Genomic DNA, 12,299 nt, shown 5'->3' on the forward strand with positions numbered 1-12,299 from the left:
CGATCGGCAAGTTTCAGTCTAGCTCAACTCTGCAACGATGCGATCGCTCATTAAAGTCTCATTAGCGAGCAAATCTTCCACCGTTAACCGCAGACATCGCTGCGAATCGACTGAAAATAAGAGTTTAACGCGATCGCTGCCCGGAAATCCCGGCGGATTTAGAGTGGCGATAGTTCTGCCCTCTTCAGTATCGTTCAGCACGCGCACGCTCGTTTCGCCGCTACCGAGCGATCGCGTCACTAAGCGATCGCCCTCAAAGTATACCTCCGTTGCGCCCGTTTCTGCCCCTAACTCGCCGATAATCAGTTCGATTTTGGGTTGATTGTCCGTCGATGCGCCCAATCGTAATTCTACCGGCGCGCTGCTTGGATAAGCTTGACCTGCCTTAATAATTGGATGCCAAGCGTGACGATTTTCACGACGATTCCAGTAGCGAATCCCGTAACTGTGGTATAAAAAGTCTTTCACTTCAACGCCGCGCGCTAATTGTAACGCGCCAGACGCGATCGCTTCAAAAGGTTTGTGCGCTTTAATATTGCGACTATCGAAATATTTTTCTACCCAACTTCCGACAGCAGGAATTTGCGTGCTGCCTCCTACTAACAACACGGTTTCGATATCGGTAACATCAATACCTTGCAATCGTCCTTGTTGCAATAATTTCACCATTAAATCGTCTAACTGCTGAAAAAATTGGTGGCGATCGAGAATTTCTTCAAAGCGCTCTCGCTCTAAACTTAATTCGTAACTTTCTAAGGTTTCATCGTTAAAATAAACCTCCGTTGCTTCCCATTGCGTCGAAAGTTGAATTTTTAACCGTTCTGCCAGTCGTGCAATTAAAGATGATTTCGGTACGCCCTGTTCTTCGGCAAAATAATCGACCAACCAGTTATCAATATCCGCACCCCCTAAATACTGCCCTACTTTTGCCAAAACTTTAGCCGTCTTCACTTTTTGAGCGGAACTTTCTCCCAAAGATTTTTCACCCCATTTGAGAATAAATCCGAGCGGCTGAGCGGTGTTCGCCTGTCCCAAATCTAAACGTACAAGCGACAAATCGATCGTCCCACCGCCAAAATCGATCGCTAATAAAACATTATTATCCGCTACCTCGTAACCGAGGGCTGCTGCGGTCGGTTCGTCTATAAGGCGAATTTGAGGGATAGAAAGATTTTTACAAACGCCGCTCAACCAATTGCGATATATATCAAAACTATCAACCGGCACTGTTAAAACGAGCGATTCAATTCCTGCCGGTTCCCTTTCTAGCAATTGTTCGATGATGCGGGTTAAAAACCATTCTCCAACTTGCTCAAAACCAACAGTTACACCCTCTAACTCCGGCAAAAAACCGGGAATCGGCGCGCCAATTCCCCGCTTGAAACCGCGCCAAAATCGCGAATCGGAAGTTAAATCGAAGCCGCGATCGCGAACTTCCTGTCCGGCAATAATTTTACCCGCTTTCGCATCTTCAACGTAAACCAAACTCGGAACCAGCGGCGGATTTTCGCTCATTTGCTGCGAAAGTCCCGGCAAACTTACCGTTTCGGCGGATTGCGTCGCCGCATTCCAACGGGCGACAACGGTATTGCTCGTGCCAAAATCGATCGCGTAAGCTGAGGTGGTAGGTTGAGACATTGACTTTAAGGGCGGGGTTGAGTGCAGCAATCTATTTTAAGCGATCGCGCAGGTAAGTTTGCTAAAATGAAACCCAATGATGAGAGCGAGCGAGCGAAATCAGTAAAAAAATCCTGGAAAATGAAAACTAGAAGTTTTACAGTCATAGTCTATAAAGAAGACGATACTTATATTGCAGAATGTCCTGAAGTCGGAACGATTGACCAAGGCGAAACGATAGAGGAGGCAATAACAGGGTTAAAAGAGGCAACGCGACTCTATTTAGAAGAATTTCCCGTACCAGCAACTTCACCGCGATTTCTGACTAGCATTGAGGTTAGTTATGCCTAAGCTGCCGCGAATTTCAAGCAAAGAAGCGATTCGCGCACTCGAAAATTTAGGATTCAAGCAGATTCGTCAAACGGGAAGTCATGTTGTTATGAACAAGGTACGGTTGGCTGCGTTATTTTCTTACCTCAATAATTGAAAGTTGTAACATTGAGTTGCATTCTCAAACAAGCCAAAGTTACAGTTGAAGAGTTTATCGATTGTCTGTCAGTGGGGTTGAGGAATAAAATTTAATATGGCGTTTTTCGTTTGCGTGAGGTACAGATTCAAAAATGAAATCGGTAGGGGCGCGGATTTCGAGGTCGCCTCGCAATTGAACGTCGCCCCGTAGGGGCGAATGGTATTCGCCCGCTGGGTGTACCTCATTCATGTGAAAACTGCTATATCTGTCAGTTTTTGTTGAGTAAAACGTAAGTCGAATGGCACGGACTTAAGGCTGGTGGGCGCTGCCCACCCTACAAAATATCAATGCTTTGAGCGATTTTTCAACTCTTATTTCAGTACCATTCAAACGTAATACCAGTTCTCATTGATTTTGCACTGTTCCGCACTCATTAGGGCATTGCAGTGCAATGCCCCTACAGATAAAATTTAGTGCATCAGGACTGGGAATTGGTATAAGTCAAAAGACAAATCCTTCTAACGCACTTTTAACCAGAAGAACTCATCGCGTGAAACTCTTACTCGTACTTCTCATCGCAATCCCGCTTCTCCTCTTCATCCTCGCCGAACTCAGTTTGAAGATAATTTGGGGATTTGGCAACCCGCCGTTATATATTGCCGATGAAAAAATTGGCTATCTCCTCGCCCCCAATCAACGCCTCCGTCGTATGGGAAATCGCATTGAAATTAACGAATATTCGATGCGGAGTCCTTCTGTCGCGCGGGAACGCCCTGAAGGAACGCTGCGAGTGCTGCTGCTGGGCGATTCTGTGGCGAATGGCGGTTGGTGGACCGATCGCGCCCAAACCATATCCTACTTGATGCAAGAACAGTTGCAACAGGGCGGGCAAACGGTGGAAGTGTTGAATGCGTCGGCGAATTCTTGGTCGCCGCGCAACGAACTGGCTTACGTCCGGCGCTTCGGACTGTTTGGGGCGCAAGTCGTGGTGTTGCTGATTAATACCGATGACTTGTTTGGGACAAAACCGAGTTCGTTGCAAGTCGGGCGCGATCGCAACTATCCCGATCGCAAACCGCCTTTAGCATTAGTTGAAGCATACACGAAATATTTTGTCAAGCAAAAACCGATTCCCGGTTTAGCAGAAATTCACAAAGAAGAGGGCGATCGCGTCGGGATAAACTTAGAAGCAATTGGAAACTTAAATGAAATCGCGCGCGCGAACAATTCCCAACTCATCCTCGCCATGACTCCGTTACTACGAGAAATCGGCAAACCCGGCCCGCGAGATTACGAATTAACAGCGCGAGAAAGAGTGAAACAATTTGTCAACAAGCGAGATATATTTTACCTCGATTTCCTCGTAGATTTTAACGCGCATTCCGACCCCAAAACCCTGTACCGCGACCATATTCACCTCAGTCCCCTCGGCAATGAAAAAGTGCGAGATCGCGTGGTGGGCGCGATTTCCAAGCAAATAGCGAAGCTCTAAAAAATTGTTATCAAAAGCTATTATCAAAGCAAATATTAAGCTTTGGTAGAACGGTAAAATGCGGACATTTAATTAATAAACTCGCTCCTTAAAGACGGCACTTACTGAAGACTAAAAACTACGTTTCCGGACTGTAGAGACGTTATATATAACGTCTCTACAGGTCTCAAGAAAAAAGGTTTATAAGTAGTCTCTCATTAGCTTATTTTAGCGCCTTTCACCCAAACCTAAATCATGAAAGTCGATACGACAGTTCGAGTCGCTGCCTACATTCTCCGCCAAAATCGCGAAGGGTTTCACGAACTGCTAATGTTTAAACATCCCGATTGTCCCGACGCTCCGATTCAAATTCCGGGGGGAGGCGTTGAACCTCAAGAATCTCTAGAATGCGCTTTACATCGAGAAATTTTGGAAGAATCCGGACTTGGAAATCTCACCATTCTGCGGAAATTAGGCGTGGCTGAAAGCTGCTGGTTGCAACCGCGCAAACTCATTTCCTATCGTCACTGCTTTTTGTTGCGCGCAGAAGGAGATTTGCCAAATATTTGGGATTTTCGCGTTCGAGGGTCAGGAATCGATTCGGGAATGATATTTTCTTACTTTTGGGAGCGTCCCCATCTCGATTTTAAATTACCCCAAGGATTCGGTGATTTTTTGCGCCCCGATCGCATCCCCGAACTCTACGCGCGATAGGCAGTGCCGCGAAGCGCGATCGCGTCGAGCGAACTGAAAAATGATAGGATTGCAAAGACTCCTACCGATGATAGATGAATGGCAGAAACTCTCTTCTTCAACGCCCTGCGCGAAGCAACCGACGAAGAAATGGCGCGAGACCCCAGCGTCTTCGTCTTAGGTGAAGATGTCGGTCATTACGGCGGTTCCTACAAAGTGACCAAAGACCTTTACCAAAAATACGGCGACCTGCGAGTCCTCGACACCCCCATCGCCGAAAATAGCTTCACTGGTATGGCGATTGGTGCTGCCATGACCGGACTGCGCCCGATTATCGAAGGCATGAACATGGGCTTTTTGCTTCTCGCCTTCAACCAAATTTCCAATAACGCTGGAATGCTGCGCTACACCTCCGGCGGCAATTTCAAAATTCCCGTCGTCATTCGCGGTCCCGGCGGAGTCGGACGGCAACTCGGTGCCGAACACTCCCAACGCTTAGAAGCTTACTTCCAAGCCGTTCCCGGACTGAAAATCGTTGCCTGTTCCACCCCTTACAACGCCAAAGGATTGCTCAAATCCGCCATTCGCGACGATAACCCCGTCCTTTTCTTCGAGCACGTTCTTCTTTATAACCTTAAGGAGAACTTACCCGACCACGAATATCTCGTTCCCCTCGACCGCGCCGAAATCGTGCGTCCGGGGAAAGATGTCACCATTCTCACCTACTCGCGGATGCGCCATCACGCTATCCAAGCCGCTAAAACCCTCGAAAAACAAGGCTTCGACCCAGAAGTCATCGATTTAATTTCTCTCAAACCCCTCGATATGACAACAATTGGCGCTTCGGTTCGCAAAACCCATCGCGTCATCATTGTTGAAGAGTGCATGAGAACCGGCGGAATTGGGGCAGAACTGATGTCGCGCATCAACGAACAACTATTTGACGAACTCGATGCGCCCGTCGTGCGTCTCTCCTCCCAAGACATTCCCACGCCCTACAACGGCATCCTCGAAAACTTAACCATTGTCCAACCCGCTCAAATTGTTGAAGCCGTCCAAAAAATGATGGCGCTACAAGTTTAGTGAATAATGAATAGTGAATAGTGAATGGTGGATCGTTTTATAGGCAGCAAGTTACTTTTGTATTTCTCGCGATAGAGAGAAGATTGCAAAATTGACCGCTTCCCACTCGCTCTGAGCGCGAACTCCCAAACCGTAACGCTTCCCTAATAACTATTCACTATGCACTATTAACTATTTACTATTTACTATTTAAGTAATGCAAAAACAGCGCTCGTTAATCGCTTTAATTTTAGTCTTAGTTGTCGCCGCGATCGTCGTCCTCATTCAACTGCCTCTCGCTTTGGGACTCGACTTAAAAGGCGGCGCGCAACTCACCATTCAAGTGCAGCCCGCCGAAGGTTCTGCCCGCATTACCCCAGAAAACCTTAACGATGTTAAACGGGTTCTGGAAAACCGCGTTAACGGTTTAGGCGTAGCCGAACCTATCGTGCAAACCGCTGGCAACGATAAAATTCTCGTTCAACTGCCGGGAGTCAGCGACCCCCAACAGGCAGAACGAGTTTTAGGAGGAACGGCAAAACTCGAGTTTCGCCCGCAAAAACCCGGCACGGAAGCCGAATTTGATGTCCGGCGGCAAGAGTTAGCCTTAGCCAAGGCTAAATTACAAGTGCTGTTGGAGGATAAAAAGCAACAGCCCGACGAAGCCGCCCTCGCTGAAGCGAAAGCCCAGCTTCAAAAAACGAATGAAACGATTCTCAATCTCTTTGAACCTGTCGATTTAACGGGAAAAAACCTCGCCAATGCAGGTTTTGGAACGACTTCCGGCGGCGATAGCTGGCAAGTCAGCGTTGAATTCGACCCGGACGGCGGTCAAAAATTTGCCGACCTTACTAAAAGTATTGCTGGAACGGGACGCACGATTGGGATTTTCTTAGACGACGAATTGATTAGTTCGCCCATCGTGAGTGCCGAATATGCCGCCCAAGGGATTGCAGGCGGTAGAGCTAGCATCAGTGGCAATTTTACCAGCGAGACAGCGCGGGATTTAGCCGTGCAACTGCGTGGCGGCGCGCTGCCCTTCCCCGTAGCGGTGGTAGAAAACCGCACGGTGGGTGCAACCTTGGGGCGCGATAGTATCAACCGCAGTATTATCGCTGGATTGGCGGGATTAGTCCTGGTTTTTGTCTTTATGGGAGTCTATTACAGGCTGCCGGGATTGATTGCCAACATTGCCCTGGCGATTTATGCGCTGCTGACTTTAGCGGCTTATTCTTTAATTGGCGTGACGATGACGCTGCCGGGGATTGCTGGATTTATCCTCAGTATCGGGATGGCGGTGGATGCAAACGTGCTGATTTTCGAGCGCACCCGCGAAGAGTTGCGCGACGGTCAAAAACTGTATCGGGCGGTCGAATCTGGCTTTTACCGCGCGTTTTCGAGCATTTTGGATAGTAACGTTACGACCTTGATTGCTTGCGCCGCGTTGGGATATTTTGGTTCGGGGCTGGTACGCGGTTTTGCGGTGACGCTGTTTATCGGCGTTCTGATTAGTATGTTTACGGCGCTGACGTGCAGCCGAACGCTTTTATTATTAGTCGTTTTGGGCTTCCCCGGCGTGCGCCAAAAACCGGAATTATTTTGCCCGAATTTACCGGCTTCGGTGAGGTCTTAGGGAGGCTGAATAATTCGTAATTCGTAATTCGTAATTCGTAATTGATTGAGATGAGACTTAATGTTATTAAACTGCAACGTTTATGGTGGACGGTTTCGATTGTTGCCACCATCGCCGGTTTTGCAGCAATGGCGATTTCTTATACGCGGTTTAATGCGCCGCTGCGTCCGGGTTTAGATTTTATCGGCGGTACTAGACTGCAACTGGCGCTCGATTGCTCGGTGGCGGGACAGTGCGACAAACCGATTGAGGTGGCGCGAGTACGAGATGTTTTAGCCCAGCAAGGGCTGGAAGGAAGCACAATTCAAGTTATCGACGGGAATACTCTTTCCGTGCGCACTAAGGAGTTAAAACCCGAACAGCGTAACGAGTTACAAAATGCTCTCAGTAAGGAGATCGGGCGCTTCGACCCGAAAACCGTTCAAATCGATACGGTGGGGCCGACGGTGGGGCGCGAATTGTTTTCGGCGGGGTTGTTGGCGTTGGTGATTTCTTTTGTTGGGATTGCGGTTTATTTGAGCTTTCGCTTTAAGCTCGATTATGCAATCTTGGCAATTGTGGCGCTGTTCCATGACGTAATGATAACGGCGGGATTTTTTGCTTTTCTCGGGTTAACGCCGTTTGCAGTAGAGGCGGATAGTTTGTTTTTGGTGGCGCTGTTAACGATTACGGGGTTTTCGGTAAATGATACGGTGGTCATTTACGATCGCGTGCGAGAATTAATCGCAGAGCGCGGCGGTAAAGATTCGATCCAAAATATCGTTGACGATGCGGTGAATCAGACCTTAACGCGATCGATTAATACCAGTTTGACGACGACGCTACCGTTAATTGCGATCTTTTTCTTCGGCGGCGAAACTTTGAAGTATTTTGCACTGGCGTTAATTATTGGCTTTATTTCGGGTGCGTATTCCAGTATTTTCATTGCCAGTACAACGCTGGCTTGGTGGCGCAGTCGTAAGGGGGAAACGCTTGCAGTAGCAACACCTCAAGATACTCGCCCTGCCAATTCCATCGATAAAATCTAAGTGCTGTGTAACCCAACCCAAATTTTATGAACGATCGTTCCACTGCACCCGTAGATCGCGATCGCGACCTCGAACGACAAGTCCAGAAACTTTACCAGTTTTCGCTGCGTCGCCGGTGGTTATTTGTCGGTTTCTGCTGGTTGATTCTTGCCCCATTAAGTCTTTGGGCGCTGCGCGATCGCATTTCTTTAGGGTTGGATTATTTGACTTGGGCGCTCGTCCGCACGACTCTTATTTTTGACCCCATTCCGAGTCTGGCTTTGGGGTTTTGTATTGCCATTCTCGCGGCTGTTCTGTTCGCGCAAACTTACCGTCACCTTTTTGGGTTTTCTCCTCAATATCGACAGCAGTTAGAGCGCCAGGTCATGCGGATTCGAGCAACGGGACAAAATCATCCGCTTTGGAAGTCGATCGTGAATAATGAATAATGGATAGGGATTAGCGCCAGATAGTTTTTCGAGCGGTGCTTTCTCAACTTAAAAGTTATTGTATCAACCATTATCCATTGTCAATTATCAATTAAATCTATGTATTTTTCAAGGGAATTTGTCGAGCAACTCAGACAATATTTAACGACAAAAAGCGCTACGGGCGATGAAGAAGCGCGCGCTTTATTGGCAAAACTAGAACAACTCGAGCGGGAAGGCACTGCAACGCAGAGCTTTTTTGTACCGCCGCCGGGACAAGGATTGGGGTGTTGAGGGGTTGAAGCAGAAATAACGAGCGCGCATATATATGCGCGCTCGCTAAGCAATCTTTCTTAAAAACTAGAATATTGGTACGGTATTCTAGTTTTCTACCGCTCTTTAACTCTGTAACCAGGGATCGAAATTTTGCTCAGATCGACTGAACGAAGACGTTTCGCAAATTCTTCCTTAGTGACAAACTTCTTTTCTGTAAAGCCACTATTGCGACTTCCAGTAAAAGGAGCGATCGTTCTCGAAGTTTGAATTTTTCTCAAAGTATCATCAATCTTCGGTTTCTGATGGAAAATATTCTGCATCGTTATCATCGTTTGTTGATTTTTCATCGTTATCTCCATCTTGAATATTGTTCAGTTGGGTCTCTTGCACAATATCTTCTATGAATTCATCAAGAGAAAATATTAAAGGTTCAGAAGTAGGCGATCTAACGCATTGTTCTAGAATTTGCTCTAAAATTAATTCCTCATTACTAGGTTCGCGAACTGAAGGAAAAAGTCCTTTTGCTTCTTGACGATCGATGACAAAGCTGTGAGAAGGATATCCATCAACGAGCTTTTTTATCTTACCTCCTAAACTAGGGTTAAGGCGAATACCATACTCGTAAGCGACTTCCATAGACCTTGAAAGCTCGCCCAATCTTAAGGGATCGATTTGTCCAGCTATTGGAGTCAACAAACCGACTGCCATCGAACTTGCAATATCGGCTGCTAGTTTAATATTAACGACACCTTCCGAGCGATAAACAGTTTCAATAAAACAAACTTCAAAAGCTTTAAAAACTTCATCTCTCAGAACATCTAAAGCTTTCTGTAAATCTAGACCGGACGAACGTCTGAAATCATTTTCTTTAAGAACCTGAACGTCTAGAGGGCCGAGTTCAGCTAAGTCTGATATTACTATCTCGTCCGCTCCAATCGCAATTAAAGTGCCAGCACTTTTGCAATATCCAAAGACAAATAGCGTAAACGTCTTATACGCTTGCTTCAAGAATCGGGTGATTCTGTAAGCAGCATCAGGATCGCCGCCATAAGTTGCCAGAACTAAAACTGCATTTTCCCTTTTATGCGATACGCTCCTAACAACCTCTACAAATAGGTCGGCATTTTCTTGACTGATATCCGCGCTATAAAGAAAGAGATTGGCATCAAGAGGCTCTGATATATTTTTGATACACGCTTGTACATTCTCCGGTATGTATGTACTCATGAACTCCGCCTAGTATTGCTTCTATGATAAGCGATCGCACCCCACAGCCACCCAGCGAAAACCTCGTAAACGCAAAGAACTGTTAAGATTGAGAGAAAGCAAGCGGCTCTCGAGCTTCCCTCGAGACTGTGAAATGTCCGCCAAGTCACTGCGTTAATTATTCCCTGGCACTATGACGACCTTAGTCGCGCCCGAAAAGAAAAAGCTAGAAAACCCCCCCCTAGAACTCCATTATCTCGGCGATCGCGTCCTGCGTTCCCCAGCTAAACGCATTGCCAAGGTCGATGACAGCGTGCGCCAACTGGCCCGAAAAATGCTGGAAACCATGTACAGTAAAGACGGTATTGGTTTAGCCGCCCCCCAAGTCGCCGCCAACAAGCAATTAATCGTCATCGACTGCGAACCGGATAACCCCGCCAATCAACCTTTAATCTTAATCAACCCGGAAATTAAAGGCGCGAGCAAAGAGTTGTGTACCGCCCAAGAAGGCTGCTTGAGCATCCCCAACGTCTATCTCGATGTGGTGCGCCCCACCGCAATTGAAGTCGCGTTTAAGGACGAAAGCGGTCGTCCCCGGCGCATCAAAACCGATGGACTCCTCGCCCGCGCGATTCAGCACGAAATGGATCACTTGCACGGCGTTCTGTTTGTCGATCGCGTCACCAACAGCTTAGCCTTAACCGAAGAGTTGAAAAAGTACAACTTTTCCGTTAGCGCCGTCAAACCCATCGCATAGGAGATTGCAGTCATTATGGGCATGACACCCAAAAGTGGTGTATTTTTAATGGGGTCTTGCGTTGCCGCGATCGCGGCAGTCGGCTCGGTCTTTGAACTCGGTTACGGCCACCCCACCTACGGCACTTCAACCACCGCAGCCATTCTCATCGCCAGCATTCCCATCAGCGCCCTCTTATTTTGGGCCGCCGTTCGGGATACCAAAGCCAATCAATAAGTCCTCAGAAGAATGAGCAGCTTAAGGAAGGCATCTCTGCGGCAGCTAGCAATCGGGGGGGGAAGTGTGCCGCTTCTCCCCCCTTATCGCTTGCCGGAAACGCGAGAAGTCATCCTCGGACGCGAACCCGTCTGTCATCTCATTCTCGACCCGAAAATTTACACCGGCGTTTCTCGCCGTCACTTAGCTATTCGCCCTCAGTCCTACGGCTGGGAAGCGTGCGATCTCGGCAGCGCCAACGGCACTTACCTCAACGGTCAGCGCTTGCATCGCTGCCAACCTCTCCAAAACGGCGATCGCCTCAGCCTGGGTAAAAACGGCCCGGAGTTCATTTTTGAGGTCGAAGATGCTTCAAACACCTCGAATCCCGACTATGTAACCTTTACACAGCTTTTCCCCATCCTCTCCACCGGCCGCGATTTAATGCAAAAAGCTTTTTTGCTCCCGGCGGGGGTGACGGTGGTATTTGTCGTTCTCATGTTTGCCTCCGTCGGGCAACCCGTCGCCTTTAACCTGCTATTCGCTGCCTATCTCGCCGGAGCGGCCTATTACTACGTCTATCAACTCTGCGGCAAGGAAAAGCCTTGGTGGGTTTTAATGGCTGTCGGATGGGCAACGGCAGGAATTGTTGTCAGTCCGCTCCTGATCGTGTTTGCCCAAATTTTCCGAGTCCTCTTACCCGGAGAACTGCCCGTACCGGGAGAAAAAATAGCCTTTCCCGCTTTGCTGGTGCGGATGTTTTTTGGGGCGGGCCTGATGGAAGAGTTGCTCAAAGCCCTACCCGTTCTCTTTGCCTTTGGACTGGGACAATTGCTCAAGGGTTCCTCGCGGCTGCGCGAACGCTTTGGGGTGATGGAACCCCTAGATGGCATTCTTTTGGGGGCGGCTTCTGCGGTGGGTTTTACCTTGATTGAAACCTTGGGGCAGTATATCCCGACAATTATTCAAAATACGAGGTTGCAATCCGGGGAAGGGTTGGGGCAGTTGTTGGGGCTGCAATTGCTGATTCCGCGCATTTTGGGGTCGGTTGCCGGTCATATGGCTTATAGCGGCTATTTCGGTTATTTCATCGGACTGAGCGCGCTCAAGGCGAGCAAGCGCACCCAGATTTTATTGGTGGGATATCTGACGGCTTCTTTTCTTCATGCGTTGTGGAATGCGAGCGGTTATTACAACAGTTTGTTGTTAGCGCTGGTGGGCGTAATGTCCTATGCGTTTTTGGCGGCGGCTATTCTGAAGGCGAGGATTTTATCGCCAACGCGATCGCAAAATTTTGCCACTCGTTTTTCTAAGTAATAATTCCGCTTCTGTCGCCGACGATAAGTGGCGAGTTATTCGAGATAGAGAAATTCCTATAACGATGCTACCTTTGTCGAAATTCAAGCTTTTATAATTAAGTTTTTTTAAGTAAAGAATTGTATAGCGCTCGTTTTCGAGCAATGCCCCTTAAGGAGCGTAAGATTG

Annotated in this window: 14 protein-coding genes; 12 read left to right on the forward strand and 2 right to left on the reverse strand. The window is 48.0% G+C overall.

What is annotated here, in order from left to right:
- Positions 1-18: 18 nt before the first annotated feature.
- The gene (locus H6G50_RS19465) at positions 19-1,638 is read right to left on the reverse strand and encodes an Hsp70 family protein (protein WP_190720040.1); all 1,620 of its coding nucleotides are present in this window, start codon (positions 1,636-1,638) and stop codon (positions 19-21) included.
- 120 nt (positions 1,639-1,758) lie between these two features.
- On the opposite strand from H6G50_RS19465, the gene H6G50_RS19470 reads away from it, so the two are divergent.
- The 9 genes from H6G50_RS19470 to H6G50_RS19510 all read left to right on the forward strand — a co-directional run bounded on the left by H6G50_RS19470 (position 1,759) and on the right by H6G50_RS19510 (position 8,674).
- Complete coding sequence (locus H6G50_RS19470; protein WP_190720043.1) at positions 1,759-1,968, forward strand: type II toxin-antitoxin system HicB family antitoxin; 210 nt, start codon at positions 1,759-1,761, stop codon at positions 1,966-1,968.
- On the forward strand, positions 1,961-2,104 hold the full coding sequence (locus H6G50_RS24275; protein ID WP_242032905.1) for a type II toxin-antitoxin system HicA family toxin: 144 nt from the start codon (positions 1,961-1,963) through the stop codon (positions 2,102-2,104). The genes H6G50_RS19470 and H6G50_RS24275 overlap by 8 nt, the downstream gene beginning before the upstream one ends.
- 532 nt (positions 2,105-2,636) lie before the next feature.
- Positions 2,637-3,578, forward strand: a complete 942-nt coding sequence (locus tag H6G50_RS19480; RefSeq protein ID WP_190720046.1) for a GDSL-type esterase/lipase family protein — start codon at positions 2,637-2,639, stop codon at positions 3,576-3,578.
- A gap of 234 nt (positions 3,579-3,812) precedes the next feature.
- Complete coding sequence (locus H6G50_RS19485; protein ID WP_190720049.1) at positions 3,813-4,271, forward strand: NUDIX domain-containing protein; 459 nt, start codon at positions 3,813-3,815, stop codon at positions 4,269-4,271.
- A gap of 78 nt (positions 4,272-4,349) precedes the next feature.
- Entirely contained in the window at positions 4,350-5,333 is a 984-nt protein-coding gene (locus H6G50_RS19490) for an alpha-ketoacid dehydrogenase subunit beta (protein WP_190720052.1), read from the forward strand.
- A 196-nt stretch (positions 5,334-5,529) separates the two neighbouring features.
- On the forward strand, positions 5,530-6,945 hold the full coding sequence (secD, locus tag H6G50_RS19495; protein WP_190720055.1) for a protein translocase subunit SecD: 1,416 nt from the start codon (positions 5,530-5,532) through the stop codon (positions 6,943-6,945).
- 50 nt (positions 6,946-6,995) lie between these two features.
- Entirely contained in the window at positions 6,996-7,973 is a 978-nt protein-coding gene (gene secF / locus H6G50_RS19500; RefSeq protein WP_190720058.1) for a protein translocase subunit SecF, read from the forward strand.
- Between the two features lie 26 nt (positions 7,974-7,999).
- Positions 8,000-8,401, forward strand: a complete 402-nt coding sequence (locus H6G50_RS19505; RefSeq protein ID WP_190720060.1) for a hypothetical protein — start codon at positions 8,000-8,002, stop codon at positions 8,399-8,401.
- A 99-nt stretch (positions 8,402-8,500) separates the two neighbouring features.
- The gene (locus tag H6G50_RS19510; RefSeq protein WP_190720063.1) at positions 8,501-8,674 is read left to right on the forward strand and encodes a hypothetical protein; all 174 of its coding nucleotides are present in this window, start codon (positions 8,501-8,503) and stop codon (positions 8,672-8,674) included.
- 267 nt (positions 8,675-8,941) lie between these two features.
- On the opposite strand, the gene H6G50_RS19515 is transcribed toward H6G50_RS19510, so the two are convergent.
- Positions 8,942-9,883 (reverse strand): hypothetical protein, encoded by a 942-nt coding sequence (locus H6G50_RS19515; RefSeq protein ID WP_190720066.1) that lies wholly within the window; start codon positions 9,881-9,883, stop codon positions 8,942-8,944.
- Positions 9,884-10,055: 172 nt separating this feature from the next.
- Between H6G50_RS19515 and def the strand changes: the two genes are divergently transcribed.
- The 3 genes from def to H6G50_RS19530 all read left to right on the forward strand — a co-directional run bounded on the left by def (position 10,056) and on the right by H6G50_RS19530 (position 12,131).
- On the forward strand, positions 10,056-10,619 hold the full coding sequence (gene def / locus H6G50_RS19520) for a peptide deformylase (RefSeq protein ID WP_190720069.1): 564 nt from the start codon (positions 10,056-10,058) through the stop codon (positions 10,617-10,619).
- Between the two features lie 15 nt (positions 10,620-10,634).
- Positions 10,635-10,835, forward strand: a complete 201-nt coding sequence (locus tag H6G50_RS19525) for a hypothetical protein (RefSeq protein ID WP_190720071.1) — start codon at positions 10,635-10,637, stop codon at positions 10,833-10,835.
- Positions 10,836-10,901: 66 nt separating this feature from the next.
- Positions 10,902-12,131, forward strand: coding sequence for a PrsW family glutamic-type intramembrane protease (locus tag H6G50_RS19530; RefSeq protein WP_347239969.1), 1,230 nt, complete (start codon positions 10,902-10,904; stop codon positions 12,129-12,131).
- Positions 12,132-12,299 lie beyond the last annotated feature (168 nt).

The sequence above is a fragment of the Oscillatoria sp. FACHB-1406 genome, from assembly GCF_014698145.1.
Taxonomy (GTDB): domain Bacteria; phylum Cyanobacteriota; class Cyanobacteriia; order Cyanobacteriales; family Spirulinaceae; genus FACHB-1406.